Source organism: Gilvimarinus sp. 1_MG-2023 (assembly GCF_030548285.1).
Window position 1 is genome coordinate 167,937 of the sequence record NZ_JAUOSC010000004.1, and the last position, 21,773, is coordinate 189,709.

At 51.9% G+C, this 21,773-nt stretch carries 17 protein-coding genes; 8 read left to right on the forward strand and 9 right to left on the reverse strand.

The window, feature by feature from the left end:
* Positions 1-18: 18 nt before the first annotated feature.
* Positions 19-1,275, reverse strand: a complete 1,257-nt coding sequence (locus tag Q4563_RS07590) for a DUF2254 domain-containing protein (protein ID WP_303604134.1) — start codon at positions 1,273-1,275, stop codon at positions 19-21.
* Positions 1,276-1,725: 450 nt separating this feature from the next.
* On the opposite strand from Q4563_RS07590, the gene Q4563_RS07595 reads away from it, so the two are divergent.
* Both Q4563_RS07595 and Q4563_RS23615 read left to right on the forward strand, forming a co-directional pair.
* The gene (locus tag Q4563_RS07595; protein WP_303604135.1) at positions 1,726-3,984 is read left to right on the forward strand and encodes a fibronectin type III domain-containing protein; all 2,259 of its coding nucleotides are present in this window, start codon (positions 1,726-1,728) and stop codon (positions 3,982-3,984) included.
* A gap of 501 nt (positions 3,985-4,485) precedes the next feature.
* The gene (locus Q4563_RS23615; RefSeq protein ID WP_442903741.1) at positions 4,486-4,653 is read left to right on the forward strand and encodes a 3-coathanger stack domain-containing protein; all 168 of its coding nucleotides are present in this window, start codon (positions 4,486-4,488) and stop codon (positions 4,651-4,653) included.
* 311 nt (positions 4,654-4,964) lie between these two features.
* Here Q4563_RS23615 and gcvP read toward each other — a convergent pair whose 3' ends face one another.
* Positions 4,965-7,871, reverse strand: coding sequence for an aminomethyl-transferring glycine dehydrogenase (gene gcvP, locus Q4563_RS07600; protein WP_303604136.1), 2,907 nt, complete (start codon positions 7,869-7,871; stop codon positions 4,965-4,967).
* A gap of 415 nt (positions 7,872-8,286) precedes the next feature.
* Here gcvP and Q4563_RS07605 point away from each other — a divergent pair, with 415 nt between their 5' ends.
* On the forward strand, positions 8,287-10,875 hold the full coding sequence (locus Q4563_RS07605; RefSeq protein WP_303604137.1) for a protein kinase domain-containing protein: 2,589 nt from the start codon (positions 8,287-8,289) through the stop codon (positions 10,873-10,875).
* Between the two features lie 97 nt (positions 10,876-10,972).
* Positions 10,973-11,740 carry a hypothetical protein gene (locus tag Q4563_RS07610; RefSeq protein WP_215975412.1) on the forward strand — a complete coding sequence of 256 codons (768 nt, stop codon included), beginning with the start codon at positions 10,973-10,975 and terminating at the stop codon, positions 11,738-11,740.
* Positions 11,741-11,797: 57 nt separating this feature from the next.
* Here the strand turns inward: Q4563_RS07610 and Q4563_RS07615 are convergent, their stop codons facing one another.
* Positions 11,798-12,406, reverse strand: coding sequence for a TetR/AcrR family transcriptional regulator (locus Q4563_RS07615; protein ID WP_215975413.1), 609 nt, complete (start codon positions 12,404-12,406; stop codon positions 11,798-11,800).
* A gap of 109 nt (positions 12,407-12,515) precedes the next feature.
* Between Q4563_RS07615 and Q4563_RS07620 the strand changes: the two genes are divergently transcribed.
* Positions 12,516-13,064, forward strand: coding sequence for a carboxymuconolactone decarboxylase family protein (locus tag Q4563_RS07620; protein WP_215975414.1), 549 nt, complete (start codon positions 12,516-12,518; stop codon positions 13,062-13,064).
* 58 nt (positions 13,065-13,122) lie between these two features.
* Here Q4563_RS07620 and bfr read toward each other — a convergent pair whose 3' ends face one another.
* Both bfr and Q4563_RS07630 read right to left on the reverse strand, forming a co-directional pair.
* Complete coding sequence (bfr, locus tag Q4563_RS07625) at positions 13,123-13,602, reverse strand: bacterioferritin (RefSeq protein ID WP_215975415.1); 480 nt, start codon at positions 13,600-13,602, stop codon at positions 13,123-13,125.
* Positions 13,603-13,757: 155 nt separating this feature from the next.
* Positions 13,758-13,967: a bacterioferritin-associated ferredoxin gene (locus tag Q4563_RS07630; protein WP_215975416.1), complete on the reverse strand. Its 210-nt coding sequence runs from the start codon at positions 13,965-13,967 to the stop codon at positions 13,758-13,760.
* A gap of 342 nt (positions 13,968-14,309) precedes the next feature.
* Here Q4563_RS07630 and Q4563_RS07635 point away from each other — a divergent pair, with 342 nt between their 5' ends.
* Positions 14,310-14,912: a peroxiredoxin gene (locus Q4563_RS07635; protein WP_215975417.1), complete on the forward strand. Its 603-nt coding sequence runs from the start codon at positions 14,310-14,312 to the stop codon at positions 14,910-14,912.
* 126 nt (positions 14,913-15,038) lie between these two features.
* Complete coding sequence (gene ung, locus Q4563_RS07640) at positions 15,039-15,716, forward strand: uracil-DNA glycosylase (RefSeq protein ID WP_215975418.1); 678 nt, start codon at positions 15,039-15,041, stop codon at positions 15,714-15,716.
* 165 nt (positions 15,717-15,881) lie between these two features.
* On the opposite strand, the gene Q4563_RS07645 is transcribed toward ung, so the two are convergent.
* From Q4563_RS07645 to Q4563_RS07660, 4 genes are all read right to left on the reverse strand, one after another.
* Positions 15,882-16,718 (reverse strand): HDOD domain-containing protein, encoded by an 837-nt coding sequence (locus Q4563_RS07645; RefSeq protein WP_215975419.1) that lies wholly within the window; start codon positions 16,716-16,718, stop codon positions 15,882-15,884.
* A 33-nt stretch (positions 16,719-16,751) separates the two neighbouring features.
* On the reverse strand, positions 16,752-17,759 hold the full coding sequence (gene ygfZ, locus Q4563_RS07650; RefSeq protein WP_303604138.1) for a CAF17-like 4Fe-4S cluster assembly/insertion protein YgfZ: 1,008 nt from the start codon (positions 17,757-17,759) through the stop codon (positions 16,752-16,754).
* Positions 17,760-17,834: 75 nt separating this feature from the next.
* Positions 17,835-18,770, reverse strand: coding sequence for an ornithine carbamoyltransferase (gene argF / locus Q4563_RS07655; protein ID WP_303604139.1), 936 nt, complete (start codon positions 18,768-18,770; stop codon positions 17,835-17,837).
* A gap of 9 nt (positions 18,771-18,779) precedes the next feature.
* Entirely contained in the window at positions 18,780-19,955 is a 1,176-nt protein-coding gene (locus Q4563_RS07660; RefSeq protein ID WP_303604140.1) for an aspartate aminotransferase family protein, read from the reverse strand.
* A 262-nt stretch (positions 19,956-20,217) separates the two neighbouring features.
* Between Q4563_RS07660 and Q4563_RS07665 the strand changes: the two genes are divergently transcribed.
* Positions 20,218-21,771, forward strand: coding sequence for a hydantoinase B/oxoprolinase family protein (locus Q4563_RS07665; RefSeq protein WP_303604141.1), 1,554 nt, complete (start codon positions 20,218-20,220; stop codon positions 21,769-21,771).
* Positions 21,772-21,773 lie beyond the last annotated feature (2 nt).

Below are 21,773 nucleotides of genomic sequence, written 5' to 3' on the forward strand. Positions count from 1 at the left end.
ATAGGGCTCGTTTTTTGTTTAAGAAAATAGCCGTTGGTGCACTTCTTTAAGACTGGCAAGCTCGGGGGCAAAGGTGAGAGATTGCTCGGCCCGAGCCAGTGCGGTCTGCGCCATTTGCAACGCCGGTGCGTGAAAGTTTCCGTCCACGGCACTGAGTGCTGCCAAAGATTTTTGCAGGCGTATTTGTACCTCAATAAAAGCCGCTCCGTCCCGTGTAATGGGCGAGAAAAAATCGACAAACAATTCTTCAATCTCAATTCGTGACACCCATACATTGGGGTAGGGGATATCGAAATCGCTGATATCGTCCGGTGTGACTTGCCACTGACTTATCAGACGTACCCCGCGCCCTAAGATCTCAATTGCAGTGCCTGGGTCGTTAATGCCGGGGCTCAGTGCGCGCGAAGCAATCTCGGCCATTACCAGCAATCCAAAGCGTGGGTCTTGATCAAACGAGCGGGTATCACCCAAAGTGATGGCATTTTGCAGTGTCTGACATGCCTGCTCGTCGCACTTTTGGCTGCAGTACAAAATGGCGCGGCTGGGGTGAACAAAGCTGCCAGGAAGGCAGGTGACATATAACTTGGCGTCGTTCTCTGTGGCCCAATGGTTTAATGCCTGAATATCAATATGCTGAATATAACCAATGCCACTGGCCGTAATGGAGTAGCTGCCAGAGGGGATATCATCCAAGGTATCTAGGCGATTGGCATCCAGCCAGGGGTGCTTGCCGCGCCGTACAATGGCAGCACTGGCGGCATCTTCTACGCGCTCGGCAATCTCACTTACCCGGCTTAGGCGGGCCAAATGATTAATCCAAAGTAAAATGGTGCCGACAATCAGCACCACTACCGCGATGGTGACAATAAACAACACCACGCGCCCCTGCTCGCCATACAAGCCTGTACTCAGTGCAATGATCCCAACCAGAGAAAACACAAACGAGCCCACAAAAGTCGCCAGCGCGTTGAGGGTGGTGGCGTCCTCCATCATCAGGCGGGTGGCGCGGGGTGTTAAATTATTCGCCGCCGCCCCGTGGGCAGATACCATCACACTAAGGGAAAAGGTCGTCACCGCCAGCATACTGGATGCAAGAATCGACAGAATTTTATCCACCGCCTCCGCGCCAATAAACCCTGCTATCGAGGCGGGAATAACGCCTTTTAACGCAATCGCCATCAGCGCCGTCACCACCGCCAAAATCGCAAACGCCAAGGTGCGCATCCACAGCGCCCGGCTCAACAAAAGCAGCTTCCAGCCCAGTTTGGTTAGCATGTGTGTCCTTTGGGGTTATTGGTATGTTTTACCAGTATAGGGAAATAGAGACGGTGATGGTTAAATTATCGTTTAGTTGTTGTATGTCCCCAAATAGTGCTGCGATGAACCGCCCTTTGCCGATTTTGAACTTAACGGCGGTACCCACTGTATAGATCCTACTGCCTCATATTAAGTGATATGACTGACTCTGCCGCTACACATCGTGCGGCGCTATTCTCATCAGTGATGCCCTGTAATTTATACCGTTTATGGTTGAACCAATAAAACTGGTTAAAATATAACCAGTTTTGCCGTAAGGGAGCCTGTCATCTTTGACAGTTACCATTGGCGTTAAAATTATCTAAATTACCGTGAACTGGTTCAAGCTTGGTTGGTCATTTGCTATGCTTTTATTGGTGTTAAATTGGAGTATTTATAAACTAAGCTTCTGCCTGATAAGGGATTTCTATGAATTTAAAACTGAATACGTTTGTTCTAATGATGCTCATGTTGTTGGGGGTATGCTCTTGTGGAGGCGGGAGTTCTTCTTCAAGTGGAGGCCAGTCGGGCTCTTCAGTTGCTCTAGCTCCAGAGAAACCTCAAAATGTAAGTGTTACTACAAATTCAGGACAAGCCTTCTTAAAATGGCAAAAGGCTCAGAGGGCAGATTCGTACGCCATTTACAAGCTTGATTCGAAGATTGAAAATCTGTCTGATGCGATCCTTGTAAATGATTCGGTAACTGGCAATAGTTATACGGTGAATAACCTTGAAGACGGTGTTGTTTACTTTTTTGTAGTTGTTGCAAGTAATGACACTGGAAGTAGTCAGGCTTCGGATAATGCCGCAGCACTAGTGGCGAGTATTAATCAAGAGAATAAATTCTCTGCTTCCATTAATCCAAATGTGTTTGTTGTCACTCGAAATAGTGTCGAAGAATTCTATGAGAGTATTCTAGTTTCTACACCTAGTAAAATTAAGTTCGACGGGTTGGTGGCAGATTTTACGGTGGATGACATATTACTAGTGCCGTCAGATGATCCAGAGTTTCCCTCGATTTTTTCAAAGGTGATACACGTTGACGAGGTTAATGGTAATACCGAGCTACAGGTGGAAGCTGCGGGCTTGTCGGAGGTGTTTTCTTCATTGGAGGCGGAAGGGGCGTTTCCATTGGATTTGGGGGGAATATCAGCAACAAGTATGGGAAAGGGTGCTGGCATTTACAAAGCTTCGAATGCTCCTGAAAAACTAATCAATCAGTGCGGTACTCAGCGCTCTTATATCGTGGCGCTACGATTGGGAAATAAACTCTCCGGATGCTTGTCAATGGATGCAAAGCTTGAGTTTGATGTGTCTGTTGACCAAGTAGGAAACGTTGAATGGCGTAGCCTTGTAACTTTTGACACTGATACAAATATTGAAGTGACTACCGAAGGAGGTTCAGATTTTTCGTTATCGCAGGACTTGTTTCCAGAATTTGTAAGTTTACCTCCTGTTGTTGTCGGCTTGTTGGCATTTGAAAATCAGATTAATTTTAGATTGGGTGGGGACTTTTCGGGTGATTCGAATATAGAGCTAGGATTTGATTCTGCCGGTAGAGCATCTGCTGGCTTGGTTTTTGACAATGGTCAGTGGTCACCGATTTCCGATGCATCCCCGAGTTATCAATTCCATCCGCCTGAGTTTTATGAAAATTATACTGGAGGATTGTTTGCGGGCCCCCGTTTTCAAAATTTTCTGTTTGGGTTGGCAGGCCCCGACGTCAGCGTGTTTAGCGGGGTAAATTATAGTGGTGGGGCTCATCCATGGGGAAGTCAATTTGATTCAAATTATTTTATGGATGCTAATATCGACTTGGCATTTAATTCTGAAATCATAGATGTAATTAAATTTTTATCAAACCTGTTACAGTTGCCTGAGGGTCAGGTTCGCGATTACTTTTATTATGGTGTTGAATTGGTGGATGCAGAAATTTTTAGCGACATCAATTACTCCTCTGGCGGCGGCAGCTCGAGCTCCGTCGGCTCAGGTAACGGTGGTTCTGGTAATAATAGTAGCGCGGGTAGTGACTCAAATGGCGAAATGTCTTCGGTTTCGTCTAGTTCCAGTAGTTCAGTCTCCTCATCATCGAGTATAAGTTCCAGCAGTTCGTCTACCAGCTCCTCTGGCAGTGTGAGCAGTGGAGGAGAAAGTAGCTCATCTGAAGCATCGAGTGATTCGAGCGTGCCAATGAGTACCAGCTCCAGTAGCTCTTCCGTGGCCAGTGTGGGAGGGGGCGCAGTCCCGCCAGCTCCAGAGACCTGTAGTTCAAATGCAATTACCTCTGGATTGCCTTCGGTGTTAGCTGATTTTGGTGAAAACACGAATTTTGTTGGGATCGATGTGCCTAACGATCAATCTATTCTGTCGCAGCAATTTATTGCACCCGTTGAGTCTGGCAGGGCTGGTTTGGTTCTGTTTCACCCCAGACGAACTTCATTTGGTGCCTATATTAGAGTTTGGGTTTCAGAGTGTGCAGGAGGGCCAAGCTTGCCATCAAGTAGCTCCTTAGAATGTTTGCAGGGTGGAAATTCTGCCCAATTGCGGTGGGTGACGGGTGCGTCCAGATTCACCTGTGGATTTAATCCAGGTGAGAGTTATTATTTGAATGTTCAAATATACTCCAATGGGGATAGTTGCCCACCGGGAGGTAGCTGTCAGTTTGAAGTCCAGCACATATCAAACTAATACACTTAGGTGAAATCATTGGAGTAGTACATGTAGTAACTTTGGCTGAGTGGTGATAAAAATATTTACCTATGCATTGGTTCAATGCTGGCATCACTTGCCGTAGCCTCAATGTATTTATATAAAAAGGATTGACTTTAACTATTAATATTGTGACAAATTAACTCTGCCCCATGAGCTGGATCACAGCAAGGGCAGTACCCCTGATCGTGCTAACGCAGGCAGTTCAGGGGTGTTTCCCTATTCCTACGGGCACGGAGATTCAGGTCAATTCGGCACAGTAATGAGCTATGTCAGCCCTGTGGTGGGGTTGTTTTCCAATCCCGATATTGATTGTTCCGGGGTGCCCTGTGGGATCGCGCACCCCGATGACAATTCGGCTGATAATGCGCTCTCAATTAACAATACGCGCTTTGATATAGCAGCTTTTAGGGAAACTGTGGTGCCTGATCCTGCGCCCCTGAAGACATTCTCACTCTGGAAAATGATTCAGTTTTCGGAGTGGTTACTGAGGCCTCCTGCGCGATAGAAGCAGGCCCGAGCTACGTCGTAACGTCGACCGCAGATGTAACATTTAGCGCCAACGAGTCTATTACTCTCAACCCCGGATTCCGGGTGGAGACTGGTGGGCAATTCGCAGCGACAGCGGAGCCGGGATTGGTACCCTAGACGACAGAGTATGGCAGGCGGTTTTAGGCGTAAACTGAAACAGATCTCGCGCACTCGCTTCTAGAGTGAATTTAAAATTTAAAGTGTAGAACCCGAGTAGTCCCTCCCAGTACCGAAACTTAGTCTCGGTACTCCTCAACAGTCGGACAAGAACAAACCAGATTCCAATCCCCGTACGCATTATCAATCCGGTTTTGGTTTAATGCCGCCGAAGCGCAGCTTATACCCAGGGCAAACAGATTAAAGGGTAAGCCGTAGTACGTCGAATGGCACCCAAGAAACGAATGCCACTAATCAAAAAAGACCGAAACTTAGTCTCGGTACTCCTCAACAGTCGGACAAGAACAAACCAAATTCCGATCCCCGTACACATTATCAATCCGGTTAACCGCTGGCCACACTTTGTGAGCTTTTAGCCAGGGCGCGGGGCGCGCTGCTTGCTCGCGGGTGTAGGGGCGATCCCAGTTTGCTTGCATGACATCGTCTTGGGTGTGGGGCGCGTTGTGTAGGGCGCTGGTGTTGTAGTCGACTTCGCCACTTTCAATTTGGGCGATTTCTTTGCGGATGATGATCATGGCCTCACAAAAACGGTCGAGCTCTTCCTGGCTTTCCGATTCGGTGGGTTCAATCATCAGTGTGCCCGGCACCGGGAATGACATGGTGGGGGCGTGAAAGCCGAAGTCCATTAAGCGTTTGGCGATGTCTTCTTCGGTAACGCCGCTGGCTTCTTTTAAGGGGCGCAAATCGAGCAGGCACTCGTGGGCAACGAAGCCTTCGTTGCCTTTGTACAAAATGGGGTAGTGATCGCCGAGTTTTTTAGCGACATAGTTGGCGTTAAGTATGGCGATTTTGGTGGCGTGGGCCATGCCTTCGCGGCCCATCATTTTAATGTACATCCAGCTAATAGGGAGGATGCTGGCTGAACCCCAGGGCGCGGCGGAAATGGTGCCGTTGGCAAGGTCGGTGCCGGTCACCGGCTGCACAGGGTGCGCGGGTAAAAACGGTTTTAAGTGTTCTGCCACGCCGATGGGGCCCATGCCGGGGCCGCCGCCACCGTGGGGAATACAAAAAGTTTTGTGCAGGTTTAAGTGCGACACGTCGCCGCCAAATTTACCCGGCGCAGCTACGCCTACTAGCGCGTTCATATTGGCGCCATCGATATAGACTTGACCGCCGACGTTGTGCACGGCGGCGCATACCTCGGTAATGCCTTCTTCAAAGACGCCGTGAGTGGAGGGGTAGGTCACCATAATGCACGCGATGCGGCTGGTGTACTCGGTGATTTTGGCGTTGAGGTCGTCGAGGTCGACGTTACCTTTACTGTCACAATTGACCACCACTACTTTCATGCCGACCATCTGCGCCGAGGCGGGGTTGGTGCCGTGAGCCGAGGCGGGAATTAAACAAATATCGCGTTCAAATTCGCCTTTGTTTGCAAAGTATTTTTTTATCGCGACCAAGCCTGCGTATTCACCTTGGCTGCCAGCATTGGGCTGCAAACTGACGGCGTCGTAGCCGGTGCAGGCTTCCAGCATTTGTTGCAGTTGAGCAAACATTTGCGCGTAACCTTGCGCTTGCTCCATCGGGGTAAATGGGTGCAGTTTGCCAAACTCGGGCCAGGTGACGGGAATCATCTCGGCGGTGGCGTTGAGTTTCATGGTGCAAGAGCCGAGCGGAATCATTGAGTGATTCAGGGCGATGTCTTTGCTCTCTAGCTGTTTTAAGTAGCGCAGCATTTCGGTTTCGCTGTGGTAGCGATTAAACACCGGGTGGGTGAGTATGGCATCGCTACGGCGCAGGGCTTCGGGCAGGCCGGTGGCCGCATCGCCTGCACACAATTGCTCATCAATGGCATTGAGGCTCAGGCCGTGATCACCGGCGCTAAACACGTTCAGTAGTTGGCTAATTTGAGGGAGTGTGGTGGTTTCGTCCACACTGATGCCGATGCAGTCTTCCCCGACTAGGCGCAGGTTAATTTGGTTGGCTAGGGCCGTTTGATAGAGCGCTTGTTGTGACTCGCCTACTTTAATGCAAAGGGTGTCGAAGTAGTCGCTGTGAACACTGTCAAAACCGCGCTGGCGTAAGCCTTCCGCCAAAATATCTGTCAGCCGCGCCACTCGCTCGGCAATGCGCTTTAAGCCTTCGGGGCCGTGGTAAATGGCGTAGAACACGCTCATTACTGCCAAGAGTACCTGAGAGGTACAAATATTAGAGTTGGCCTTCTCGCGGCGAATATGTTGTTCTCGGGTCTGCATGGCCATGCGCAGAGCGGTTTTGCCGCGCGAGTCTATCGACACCCCAATAATCCGGCCCGGTGCGCTGCGTTTAAAGGCATCGCGAAAAGCAAAGAAAGCGGCGTGTGGGCCACCAAAACCCATGGGCACACCAAAGCGCTGATTGGTGCCGATAGCGACATCGGCTCCCATTGCGCCGGGCGACTTTAAGAGTGTTAGGGCTAACAGATCCGAGGCGACGGTCACCAGAGTTTTCTGCTCGTGGGCGGTGCTGATAAGGTCGGTTAAATCGCGCACTTCGCCGGTGGTGCCTGGGTATTGCAGTAGGGCGCCAAAACATTCGGTGTTTGCCAGTTGTTCCGCTGCCGCGACCACGACCTCAAAACCAAAGTGTTCAGCGCGGGTTTTAATGACGGCGATGGTTTGCGGGTGAGTATCTTCGGCGACAAAAAACACATCGGAGCGATTCTTTTTGTTTTGTCGTTTGCACATGGCCATGGCTTCAGCCGCGGCTGTGCCTTCATCCAGCATGGAGGCGTTGGCTAAATCCATACCGGTGAGGTCAATAATCATCTGTTGGAAGTTGAGCAAGCCTTCTAGCCGCCCCTGGGCAATCTCTGGCTGATAGGGCGTGTAGGCGGTGTACCAGCCGGGGTTTTCCAGCACATTGCGCAAAATAACGTTGGGCACATGAGTATCGTAATAACCCATGCCGATAAAGCTTTTGAACAGTTTGTTTTTACTGGCGATGGTTTTTAATTCCTCCAGCGCCTCTACCTCTGATTTGGCCGACTCCAGTGCTAAGGGATCGGTATTGAGGATTTTGGCCGGTACGGTTTTCTCAATCAGGGTGGCGGTGCTGTCGAGTCCCAAGCTGTTTAGCATGGTGGTGGCTTGGCTGTTATCCGGGCCAATATGGCGCTGAATAAATGCATCGTGTTGAGCCAGCTCAGTCAAAGGTGCACGGCGAAGGTCCTGAGTCATAGAGAATCTCTTGTGTTGGGGCCAAATCTAATGGATTAAACGGTTGAGCCCCCTCCAATAAAGCATAGGCTTGGCGGGTTTACTCACTCAGCGGACTAACCTTGAGGGATCGTTTAATTCGGGCGGTCAGAAAGGGCGCAATAGTAGCAATTGGCGGCCTTTTGAGCAATTGAGAAAACGCTATTACCGGCGCCATTAGGGCAGAAGAATCAACCGAACCGGCTCTTAGAGGGGGCAAGCGGTTGCTATTACTGGCCACCAGCTATATTGTTCAGGGATAATATGCAAAGTGGCTATAAGTGCCTGACCACTGAGATGGCCGCAACGCCGGCACCCTGAAGCCCTAGTCCGCAGTGGGTCATGCTTTGGGTGCCGACAAACAATTGTATTGAGTCCTTTTTTATTGGCGCAGTGAATGGAAATACCCGGTTATAAAATAGTGGACACTCTTGGTGAGGGCGGCATGGCGACCGTTTACCTTGCCATTCAGGAAAGCTTTGAGCGCGAAGTCGCGTTAAAGGTGATGTCGCCACAACTATCCAAAGACCCCAGTTTTGGAGAGCGCTTTATTCGCGAGGCTCGTATTGTGTCGCGACTGATGCATCCCAATATTGTTACGGTTTACGATGTGGGCGTGCACAATGGCAACCATTATTTGTCTATGGAGTACGTGCCGGGCGAAGACCTTAAAGCGAGCCGTTACCATCTTGAACTAGAGCGCTCCTTGGCCATTATTAAAGATGTGGCCAAAGCGCTGGATTACGCTGGTCGCAAAGGCTACATACACCGCGATGTAAAGCCAGAGAACATCATGATTCACGCCGAGGATGGGCGGGCGGTGCTGATGGATTTTGGCATTGCCCGCGCCTCGGATGTGGCCTCGGGGATGACCCAAACCGGCACGACCATGGGCACCCCGCATTACATGAGTCCCGAGCAGGCCAAAGGCGCCCAAGTGGATCCGCGCAGCGACCTATACGCGCTTGGCGTGGTTCTGTTTCAGTTGGTGTGCGGTTTTGTTCCTTTCGATGCCGACTCGGCTGTGGCTGTCGGCATAATGCATGTGTCGGACCCGGTTCCCACTCTGCCCGAACATTTGGCGGTTTTTCAGCCCATTATCAGTAAGTGCCTGGCGAAAAAGCCCGATCAACGCTATCAAAATGGCGCGGAGTTGATTGCCGATTTAAACGCGATTGCGCCCGAAGACATCGAACATATAAAAGCGCAAATGGCACTGACTCCCAAGGTGGATGACTCCGACGAGTCGGCCGCCACGGTTGTGTCTGCTGCTATTGCTAATACCCAGGTGAATACCGAAGAGGTGGCCAGTGCTACCCGTGACGACGAAGAGCTGCCTACCGGAGAGCTGTTTAGTGTGGGCAGCGATGATGGTATCGGCTATCGCGCGCACGAAGACAATCGTGAAAGCCCTGCCACAGGCAAATTTTGGCTCGGGGGCGCTGTACTGGCTGCCGTGCTGGGTGGCGGCTGGTTCGCGTGGCAGAGTGTCGGTGGCCCGTCTGGTTCGCCGAGTGATACCTCATTAGCTCAATCTTCGGTCGCGGCTATCTCCACCTCGGGTGAGAAGGTTGAGGCGCCGGCTGATGTCGAGGCCATGATCAGTGATGGACTTGAATCGACCCTTTACGAGCAATCTGCACAAGTTGCCAGTGCGCAGGCGGTGCATATCGATCAAGCCCCTGTTCAGAGTGAAGACGATGGCGATGTCCAACCATTGGCAACTGATGATGCCTTGCAAACAGCAGCCCAGCTGCGTGAGACGCTGGAGGCTAACCCCAAGGCTGCGATTGAATTGGCAGCACTTTACCGGCAGTTGAGCCTCAGTGATGACACCGCTCAAGCCGAGGCGGGTAAGCAGGGGTTGGCAGAGTTATCCCAAACTCTGCAGCAGCGGTTTGAGCAGGCTGTTGAGAGTCAAGATATCGCCGCCGCAGAATCGCTGGCGGCTATCAGTGCCGAGGCTTTCGAGCAAGCCGAACAGGACGGTCGCAACCGTGAAGCCATTAGCCAGCTACGTCAAACGACACGAGTATCAAGCCTTTTGGCCCAGGCTGAAAAGTATCTACTCGCCGATGCCTTAAGCTCGCCGGCCGGCGCCAATGCGCTGGAGACTTACCAGACAGTGCTATCGCAAGAGCCCGGCAACATGCAGGCTCAGCAAGGACTGCAGCAAGTCGCTGAGCGCTACCATGTGTTAGCTGAGGCCAAACAACGCGAGGGTGATTTAGATGGAGCGGCTCGCCTGATTGCCCGGGGTCTAAAAATTAACCCTAAGCACGATAACCTCTTGGCGCTACAAGCGGCTGTGGCCGAGCAACAAACGGCGCTGGATAATCGACAAGAAAGTATTGCCGCCTTAAATGCTGAGGCCCAACAGCTGTTAGCGCGCAATCAATTGATTACACCGCGCGGCAATAACGCTTATGAAACGTATCAGCGTTTGTTGCAGCAAGCTCCAGAGGCGGTCGATACCGTCAACGAAGGTATGCTGCGAGTGGAGCAAGCGCTGATTAGTCGTATTGATCGCTTATTGGCAAATGAGTCACTCGATGAAGCATTGCTACAGCTCGACATTGCGCGCGACCGCTTCCCTCAAAGTGAGGGCTTGCTAACTCAGCGTTTACAGTTGGATCAGTTAGTTGAAGCCCAACTGCCCAGTATTTCTAATGTGTTAGTGGCGGCACAGCCAATGGCTGATTTAAGTCAGCCCCAGGGGGACCCTCTGGCGTTGGACCGAATTATTCATATCGGCTTTGAGTTTGCTAATTTCAATGGTGAGGCCAATGTAGTGCAGGTCGTATTGACCGATGGTTCGCGCAGTGTGCAAATAGCGCAAAAACCGGTTATCGTTAGCGGCACGCAAGGGGTTCAGTTTTTTGCCATAGAGCGCCCGGTGACAGGCTTTGGCAAAGGGGCCTATCATGTTGACCTTAAATTAGGGGATGCTCCGCTTGCCAGTGTTTCCTTCAAGGTGGCGGAATAGCGGTATACTTACATAAGTGTAGGCACACTGACATCAACTTCAAAACGACAGAGGGTGAGCTGCTGGTTGGGCTCGAATACAACTAAAGAGGCTTGAGATGACAAAGAAAATGATCGCGGGCATGCTTGTTGCGACTGCACTTGTGACAGGTTGCCAGACCCAACCGAACGTACAAAAAATGCAAGATGAGAATGAACAGCTGCAGTCCGAGTTGGATCAGGCGCGTTCTAAAATCGTCTCGCTGCAAAACCAAGAGTTAACCCTGCAGACCCAAATCAATGACCTTAAGCGAGTGATGTCGGTGCTCGATACCGAGAAAACCGTGCGGGTGCAGGAGTCCTCTGAGCTGCGCGGGCAGGTGCGCCGCTTTGTACAAAAAGAGATCGACGAGCTAAAAGACTTTATGGTGCAGAGCGATTTACTCGACTATATTGGCGGTGAATTAGTTCAGCGCAGTCAGGTAGATTCGCAGTCCTTGTTATTGGTGGATATAGAAAACCCCATGCCAGCCAATGGCACTATCACCGGGGTCAGTGCGCATTTTGTTAAGCCTGGCACTTTCACCGTGCAGGTAATGCGTCCGGTGCAAGATCAAATGCTAGTAATTTGGCAAAGTGAAGTCTTACGGGCCACCGATGCCGGGGTTGCCCGGGTTAACTTCCCCGTAAGCGTTGGTGTAGAGCAGGGTGATTATATTGGCTACTATTTTCAAGAAGCGGGTATCGTCAGCTTTGATGAAGGCACAGGTAATACCCGTTATATCGATGACACGGTATCCTTGGGGGAGTCTTTGAAAATGCGTGCGTTAAAAGGTGAGCGCGACAAGCGGGCCTATTCTGTCGGTGTCTACGGGCTGATGAATTAATGATTTACTCGATAAGTTAAGCAATCTTAAAAAGGCTGGGGTTTTTCCCGGCCTTTTTTAATGGGGCGAATGATTTGCCGTTTGATAGGGGGCAAAAATCATTTCAATATCATCAAGCAGCGAGCCAATTTGTTGCGGATCTTGATTGCTATGGGCAAAGGCTCGTGCCCCCATTATTTGCGTTTGCAGCAGGCGCGCTAAACGTTCGCAGTCCACAGTTTCTACCAGCTCCCCTTGTGCTTTTGCCAAGTGTAAAACCTCGGCAAAATACGCCTCAAGTTGCTGCAGAATCAGTACCGCTTTTTGATGTAAAACATCGCTATTGTCTGTGGACTCAAGCAGGGTTTTTACCACCATGCAGGCGGCAGGCCCCTCATGAGGCGTGTCGATGAGCAGCCAGCGTAAATACGCCATCAACCCCACAATTACCTGACCTTCGCGTTCGATAAAGTCTTTTATCTCGGTCTGGGTGGCGCCGGCGTAAGTGTCGATGGCTGCATTAAATAAACCTTGTTTGTTGCCAAAAGCCGCATAGAGGCTACCGGGGCGCATATCCAGGGCCCTTTCAATGTCTTTTAGGCTGGTGGCGTAAAAGCCGCGCTGCCAAAACAAATTGACCGCTTTTTGCAGGGCGTCTTCACGATTATATAGGGCTGATCTAGGCATAGTGGATTCACATTGCTTGAATAACCATTCAATTATAAGTTGAATGATTGCTCAAGTATAGGTATGCTGACCCTTAACTTGAATGATCACTCAAAATTAAGGAGACACCATGAGTCAATTTACCTTGCATACTCAAGAGTCAGCCCCAGAGGCATCAAAGTCATTACTGGAGGCATCGCAACAAAGTTTTGGCATGATTCCCAATTTGCACGCCGTTATGGCCGAGGCGCCGGGGCTTCTGGAGGGGTATCAAACCTTGCACCGGTTAGTGTTGGAGTCCAGCTTCAACAATGATGAAAAAACAGTGGTTTGGCAGACGGTCAATGTGGAGCACAAGTGCCACTATTGTGTGCCGGCGCACAGTGGTATTGCCCGCTCCATGAAAGTCGATGAGTCGATCGATACCGCACTGCGCAATCAGCAAGCCCTGCCCGAGAAGCTCGAGGCTCTGCGTAGCTTTACCCTTGAGGTGGTGCGTTCGCGTGGGAATGTTAGCGACGAGCAAGTGGCGGAGTTTCTTAAGGCCGGATTTACCCAGCGTAACGTGTTGGAAGTGGTGCTAGTGGTATCGCAGAAGGTGATGAGTAACTACGTCAATCATTTAGCGAATACGCCCATTGATGAGCCGTTTAAGCAGTTTGAATGGTCTGATCAGTAAGGCTAAATGAGTCACTCACGGTGCCGTAAGCTTGGCACCGTGGTGAAGGCGAGGGGGTTTACTCTTCGCCGGAACTCATTTGCGATTGTAGGTAATTTTGCAAGCCCACATTCTCGATCAGGCTGAGCTGGGTTTCCAGCCAGTCGACGTGCTCTTCTTCGGATTCGAGAATATGATTTAACAGGTCGCGGCTAACGTAGTCGCGCACTTGTTCGCAGTAGGCGATACCATCGCGTAAATCGGGAATGGCTTTGAGCTCAACTTTAAGGTCAGACTCCAGCATTTCTTTGGTGTTTTCACCAATTAAAAGCTTGCCCAAGTCTTGTAGGTTAGGCAGGCCTTCCAAAAATAAAATACGCTCCACCAGCATATCGGCGTGTTTCATTTCATCAATGGACTCGTGGTACTCGTGATCGGCGAGCTCTTTCAGTCCCCAATCTTTATACATACGAGCGTGGAGAAAATATTGGTTAATGGCAACCAGCTCATTGCCCAGTACTTTATTTAAAAATTCAATAACTTTAGGATCGCCCTTCATGAGGAACTCCTTACCGCAGACGGCGTAGGGGGATTGTCAACGGCGTAAGTGTGGGCCGTAATTACCCGGCTGTCAAGCGTAAGTGTTTGATGTAAAAGGGCTTTTAAATGATTATGAGATTGGCTTGCATTGCTTTTCGCAGCTGACTTGTTTTATCAAGCAACGGCGTAGAATTGCGGCATACCGCCAATTTCGGGGATTTCTTGCAGGGTTTCATCGAGTATTTCGCGGGTAAGGCTGGCGCACTTGCCACATTGGCTGGCAACACCCAACGATTTGCGCAGTTTTCCTAGGCTGTGAGCACCATCGTGCACGGCCGATTGAATTTGGCGGTCGGTAATACCTTTGCAGAGACAAACGTACATGAAGCCTGAAACCCTAGAAAGTAGACGTTAAAGAGATAATATTGTTAATGAGAATCTGTGTCAATAGTCTCTGAGAATAATTGCTGTTCGCGCGACTTGTCGTTAGGTGAGTGGCGCGCTTTGCCCCATAGGCTTAGCATCGCTAAAAGCAATGGCCTCCATATAAAAAATTAATAGGACAGGTTTTCTTGAGGGTGTAAGATAGTGTGCATCTATCAAGGGCTAAGTGCCTGATTGTAAAAGCTTTGTCACACTTTCTGGGGGATTGCCTTGCAATTTACACTGCCGGCCCCACATCCCTTAGAAGATTCTTAGTCAGTCCGTCAATTTAGGAGATTAAACATGGGCGTATTAGTAGGAAAGCAAGTACCAGATTTTACCGCCGCTGCGGTATTGGGCAGCGGCGAAATCGTCGACGAATTCAAGCTGTCAGAAGTGATTAAAGGTAAAAAAGCGGTTATTTTCTTTTACCCGCTGGATTTCACCTTTGTGTGCCCATCGGAGCTGATTGCTTTTGACAACCGTTTTGAAGCTTTCCAAAAGCGCGGTGTTGAAGTGATTGCCGTTTCTATCGATTCTCAGTTCACTCACAGTGCATGGCGTAACACTGCCGTCAATGACGGTGGTATCGGCCAGGTTAAATACGCCATGGTTGCCGACGTTAAGCACGAAATCTGTCAGGCGTTTGATGTAGAAGCCGATGCCGGTGTCGCTTTCCGTGGCTCTTTCTTGATCGACGAAGAAGGTGTTGTTCGCCACCAAGTGGTTAACGACCTGCCTCTGGGCCGCAACGTTGACGAAATGCTGCGCATGGTTGACGCACTGGCGTTCCACCAGGAGCACGGTGAAGTTTGTCCTGCCGGTTGGCAGGAAGGTGATAAGGGTATGGATGCTTCTGCCGACGGCGTTGCCTCTTACCTGTCTGAGAACTCTGGCAAGCTATAAGCCATAGTTATTGCGGTATTACCGAAAAAGCCCGGCTTGCGCCGGGCTTTTTTTTGCACTCGTTTTCGGCCGTTGAGTGGCTGTGATAAATTGTTAATCCCATGACAGGAAAGGAAGATAAACTCTTTGGTGAACACAATTAATCTTGAAACAGGCTGGTTGAATGAGTTGCAAGGGGAGTTTGAACAACCCTATATGCAGGCATTAAAAGCTTTTTTACAGGCACAAAAGCAGGCGAACAAGGTGGTTTTTCCACCCTCGGAACTGATGTTTAATGCATTTAATAGCACCCCTTTTAACAAAGTGAAGGTTGTGATTTTGGGGCAAGACCCTTACCACGGACCGGATCAAGCACACGGCTTGGCTTTTTCGGTACCAGTAGGTATTAAGCCGCCGCCGTCTTTGGTCAATATATTTAAAGAGATTGAGCGCGATCTCGACATACCAAGGCCTTCTCACGGCTGCTTGCAGCAGTGGGCCGAGCAGGGGGTGCTGCTGTTAAATGCAACGCTCAGTGTCGAGCAGGCCAAGGCGGGTTCTCATCAAAACCGGGGCTGGGAGGCGTTTACCGACGCCGCCATTGAAGCGTTGAATCGCGACCGTGAAGGGGTGGTGTTTTTACTGTGGGGCAGCTATGCGCAAAAGAAGGGCCGGCTGATCGACACACAAAAGCACTTGGTGCTTAAATCCCCGCACCCTTCACCACTGTCTGCTCACCGAGGCTTTATCGGCAATGGGCATTTTAGTCAGGTGAATAGCTATCTACAGCAAAGAGGTTTAGAACCGATAGAGTGGGGGTTGTGAAAGTACGGGGCGCAGTATGCAGAATGCGATACGCCGTACGAAGATACGGCGCGTTATGTATAAAGCAGGGTGAAGTGCTTGACTGATGTTGGTCCACACACAATCTTGTTCAGCATTCAGCATTCAGCATTCAGCATTCAGCATTCAGCATTCAGCATTCAGCATCTACTGCAACAACGTCATCGCCGCTTCCATCTCATCGGACAAATCTTCGCCTTCGGCCATTTGCATGTCCGGATCCATGCCCAGTCGGTTAAACGCGCTGACCTGATGGTAGTCCACTTTGCCCAGCGGTGAGTCTGACCCCAGGTAACTTTGCAGCATGGCAACGGTGACAATATCGGCGTAGTCGGCTTGCTCGGTTTGGCGGTCAAATTTCATGTGTTGAGACGGAACATGGGACAGTTCATCAGGGAAGTCCCAAGCTTTGAGAATCAAGTCGCCAATGGGCCCTTGCAGCTGATTAATGACAGTGTCGAGCGTCAGGCTGTCTTTCAGTAGTGAGGGGTGATCTTCGGCGTAGGTCAAAATAGGCAGTACGCCAATTTTGTGAATTAGGCCGGCCAAGGTCGCTTGGTCGGGGCGCAGCTTGGTGTAGTGTCGGCACAGTACATGACTGATGCCGGCTATTTCACTGGCGCGGGTCCAGGTGTCGCGCATGCGCTTGTCCACCAAATCGGAGGTGGCCTGAAACATCTGCTGCATGGCAAGGCCGGTGGCGATGTTGCAGGTATAGGCAATGCCCAGGCGCATGACCGCTGTTTTTAAATCTTCAATGGCTTTGTTGGCCCGCAGTAGGGGGCTGTTGGCCACGCGGACGATGCGGGCAGACAGGGCGGCGTCGTTACCGATCACGTTGGTCAGCTGGTCCATGTCGGCATCGGGGTCTTCGGCGACCTCCCGAACTTTAAGAGCGGCTTCCGGCAGGGTGGGCAGTACCAGTTTGTCAGATTTGATCGCTGCGATAATGTCCTGGCGGACGGTATTTACTACTTGACTCATTCGCAGTCCTGTCTCAGTTTTAAGGGGTTAATCTCAATTGTGGCTGTTTTTTATAGCATAGGGCAAGTCTAAACGTTTTGCTTGCTCTGGAGGGTCACCAATATACAGCTCGTCACCGTCTTCATCGGGTAAAACTGCCAGCCCACGGTAGAGTCTATCTTGCCTCGCTGCCCATTGCACCAGCTGGCCGCGCTTTTTGCCGTCGCTGTCGGTTAAGTCAGAGCCCGCCTCTGGTAGAGCCGCGGCACAAAACTCAATTGGGTAGAGGTGTTTTTTTAATTTGCCTTTATAGTGCAGGCGCGCAACCACCTCTTGGCCGGTGTAGCAGCCTTTTTTAAAGCTAACGGCGCCTATTTCCGGGTAGTTTAAGTCTTGCGGGGTAAAGAGCTCGCTGGTGGCGGTTGTTACATCCGCTCGTCCGGCGTTGATCAGGCCCAGTTGCCACTGTCCTGTTGCCGCGGGGGTGAAGGTTTCACGCAATGTTAACCACTGCGCTTGGCTGGCCTCTTGTTTAAGCCAGAGTTCGATTTGATCGGTGTCGTGTTTTAACGCGATCAGCTCCTGCGTGACAACCAGCCGCTCGGATTCGGCAAATGCCAGCCCCAGAGTATCGGCCAGTGCCTGTTCGGCGCCCGCGCCGCAGACTCCAAGCGCCTGCCAGTCCTCGGCGGGGCTGAGGGTGACCTTGGAAAAAACAGCGTATTTGGTCAGTCCCGTTATAAACGTGTCGGCCAAATCGTGTGAGGTGCGCAGCAGTAAAGCTTCGGGTTCGGTTTGTGCCACGGCAAAACTGGCTATCACGCGGCCTTTTAAATTGCACTGCGCCCCTGGTAGCCATTGAGTCGGGCTTAATTCGCGCAGATCACAGGTCACTTGACCCTGTAAAAATTTGGCTGCCTCGGCCCCTTGGATGTGCACCAGGGCTGTGTTGCCTAGATCGCATAGGTAGGGCGCCTGGGCGTCAATGGCGGGAAAGCTGGCGCCGCCGTCGGCTGCAAAGCGGGCGCCTTGTTGTTGCAGAAAATCTTGCCAGTGGCTCATAGTGCGTTTAGTTCACCTGTTCGAAAGTGTACGCCATCAAAACATACCGCCAAGCATTTTGGGAAGGCGGCGGCCTTACTGAGTGAGCAAAAACTCAACCAGTGCTTTTTGGGCGTGTAATCGGTTTTCCGCTTCTTGCCATACGACCGAGTCGGGCGCATCGAGCAAATCAGCGCTCACTTCTTTGCCGCGATAAGCCGGTAAGCAGTGCATAAATAAAGCGTCGGCGGCGGCGTGGCTCATAAGCTCGGCATTGACTTGATAGTCCGCAAAAGCGCGTTCGCGCGCGCCTTTTTCTTCCTCTTGCCCCATGGAGGCCCAGGTGTCAGTCACTACCAGGTCGGCGCCGGTGACCGCTTCGGTCGGGGTATCGCACAGCTTAATGCGGTTTTGTTGCGAGGCCACTAAGTCGGCATCGGGGGCGAACCCGTTCGGCGCGGCAATGCGCAATTCAAAGTCGCACAGACCGGCGGCATTAATGTATGAGTTACACATATTGTTGCCGTCGCCGATCCAGGCCACGCTTTTGCCCTGCATAGAGCCGCGTTGTTCGACAAAAGTCTGAATGTCGGCCAGTAGCTGGCAGGGGTGAAATTGGTCGGTTAGGGCGTTGATGACGGGCACTCTGGAATAGGCGGCAAAGCGCTCGATGATGTCGTGGCCAAAGGTGCGAATCATCACGATATCAACCATGCGCGAGAGTACGCGGGCCGAATCTTCGATCGGTTCGCCGCGGCCGAGTTGAGTGTCGCGCGGGGATAAAAACATGGCGTGCCCGCCCAGTTGGGCCATGCCCGTTTCAAATGAAACGCGCGTGCGGGTTGAGGATTTTTCAAAAATCATCCCCATCACTTTGCGCTCCAGCAAGGGCTTGTCGCGACCTTCGTAAACCTCGGATTTCAGTTCAATGGCGCGGGCAATAATATCCTGCAGCTCGGTTTTACTGACATCGTTCAAGGTCAGAAAGTGACGAACGTTTTGGTTGGCTTGCGGGGCGTTAGTAGTCACCATGATGACGCCTTATTCTGTCGGTTGAAAGTTTGCAATGAGCTCCACCACACCGTTGACTAAGGTGTCGGTTTCTTCATCGGTCATAATAAACGTCGGCAGTAAACGAACGGTGTTGCCGGCGGTCACGTTAATCAGTAAGCCCAGCTCGCGCGCTTTAGCGACCAGTTCGGAGCAGGGGTGTTCCAGCTCGATGCCGATCATCAGGCCCTGGCCGCGAATATCCACGACCATGTCGTTGTGCGCCAGTTTTTGTTCAAACGCCTGCAGCATTTGACGGCCGCGTTCGGCCACGGTAGCCATTAGGTTGCTCTCGGTTAGGGTGTCTACAACGGCACTGGCCGCGTGACAGGCGAGCGGATTGCCGCCAAAGGTCGAGCCGTGGTTGCCGGGCCCAAAAATATCCGCCGCCGGGCCGTGAGCGAGGCAGGCGCCGATAGGCACACCGTTGCCGAGGCCTTTGGCCGTAGTGACCACGTCCGGTAAAAAGTCATAGTGCTGATAGGCAAAGTAGGCGCCGGTGCGGCCATTGCCGGTTTGTATTTCATCCAGCATTAACAGCCATTCGTGACGGTCACACAGGGCGCGCAATTGCGGCAAGTACTGCTCGTCGGGTACGCGCACACCGCCTTCGCCCTGCACCGGCTCTACCAACACCGCCACAATGTTTTTGTGTTCGGCGGCCAAGACTTCAATAGCGGCAATATCGTTAAACGGCGCACGGACAAAACCCGGCAGTAAAGGCTCAAAACCTTTTTGCGCATTGGCGTTGCCGGTGGCGGTCAGTGTTGCCATGGTGCGGCCGTGAAACGCGCTGTTCATGACTACGATGGTAGGGGTGTCTATGCCTTTGTCGTTGCCGTACTTGCGCGCCATTTTAATGGCCGCTTCATTGGCCTCGGCGCCGGAGTTGGAAAAGAACACCTTGTCCATTTTTGACACGGCACAAAGCTTATCGGCCAGCGCTTTTTGCGGCGGGATATTGTATAAGTTTGATACGTGCAAGAGCGTGTCGGCCTGCTCGGTGAGCGCGCGGGTAACCGCCGTGTGAGAGTGGCCCAACCCACAGACAGCGATACCACTGATGGCGTCGATGTAGCTGTTGCCGGCATCGTCCCATACGCGACTGCCAGCACCCTTGGTTAGGGTTAGGGTCCTTTCGCCATAGGTGTTCATCAATGTCGACATTTAACGTTGCTCCACGGTCAAAATTCAAAATAAAAAACGCTTCGCCGGAACCAAGGTGAGTTGGTTCAGATCGAGGACGTATTCAAGGAAATACTTTCGACAATGCAGTGGTTAACACTGCGGCCACATACAGCTCTTAGAGCTGGTGTTTAACCATTGGCGAGGGCGAGCTGGCGCCGCACAATCGCCGCGAAACAGTCGATACTATAGGGATTGGGCGCGCTTGGCAAATACCGTAGAATGCCCCTCCCGAGGAGGAGTTATGAACGCCATTGAATTGAGTGTATTTGCCAGCCGCTTATCGGCCATCTGTGAGGAAATGGGGGCCTTATTAAAATGCGCCGCCTTTTCCCCCAATATTAAAGATCGGCTGGACTTCTCCTGCGCCCTGTTTGACCCCGATGGGCAGCTGGCGGCGCAGGCGGCGCATATTCCTGTGCACCTAGGCAGCATGGCCTACGCCATGGCCGATATCGTGGAAAGCCACCCCTGGCAGCCGGGCGATATGCTGGTGGTGAACGACCCCTATCTGGGGGGCACCCACCTGCCCGATGTCACGGTTATTGCACCGGTTTATGGTTTTGAGCAGCTGGTGGGGTTTGCCGCCAATCGGGCGCACCATGCCAACATCGGCGCCAGTGAGCCGGGCTCAATGCCGGTATCGACCTGCCTGCAAGAAGAGGGCGAGATTATTCCCCCCACTTTATTGGTTAGGCGGGACGAGGTGGTCAGTGACGTGATGAATCGTCTGTGCGGTACCGACAGCCAAGCCACTCACAGTATTCAGGCGCGCGGTGATTTTGCCGCTCAGATCAGTGCCTGTCGTCTCGGTGCTGACCGCTTAACGGAACAAGTTGAAGCCTTAGGGGTGGCCTCGTATATGACCTCTTTGCGAGCCTTAAATGACTACGCCGAGCGTTTGGCTCGCCACGCTTTGAGTGTTATCCCCCAAGGCAGTTATCGGTTTCGGGATTATATGGATGACGACGGCCTGGGGCAGAGCGATATTGAAATTGCCGTTACGATTGATGTCTCTGAGCACGGGGTGGCGGTGGATTTTACCGGTACCTCGGGGCAAGTGAGCGGCAATATTAACTGTCCACTGTCTGTGGCTGCGGCCGCGGCGTTTTATGCGTTGCGTTGTTTAATGCCGCCGCAAACACCGGCCTGCGCGGGGACTTTTCGGCCCATCCAAATTACGGCACCTATAGGTTGCCTGGTCAATGCGCAAAGGCCCGCTGCCGTGGCGGCGGGCAACGTAGAAACCTCTACCCGGATGGTGGACGTTGTGCTTGGGGCTCTGGCGCAAACCCTGCCCGAACTTATTCCGGCGGCCAGCACCGGCTCGATGAATAATGTCGCCATGGGCGCGCATGCCACAGCGCAGCAGCCGCGCTGGGACTACTACGAAACCAATGGCGGCGGGATGGGCGCGGGTAAAAACGGCGGCGGGCTCAGCGGTGTGCAAACTCATATGACCAACACCCTAAATACACCCATTGAAAGCCTCGAGCAGCACTATCCGCTGCGGGTGACGCGTTACCAATTGCGCCGAGGTTCCGGGGGCAAAGGTAAAGTGTGCGGCGGAGACGGCCTGATTCGCGAGTACCAATTTTTGGCACCGACGCGGTTAACCTTGCTGACTGAGCGCCGCTCTTACACTCCCTGGGGGCTCATGGGCGGCGAGCCCGGCGCAGCCGGAGAAAATTTACTCAATGGCGAACTATTACCGGCCAAAATTGCGATCGATGTGGCAACCGGTGATGTACTGACTCTTGCCACCGCAGGCGGTGGTGGTTGGGGCAAGGCCAGCTAGGG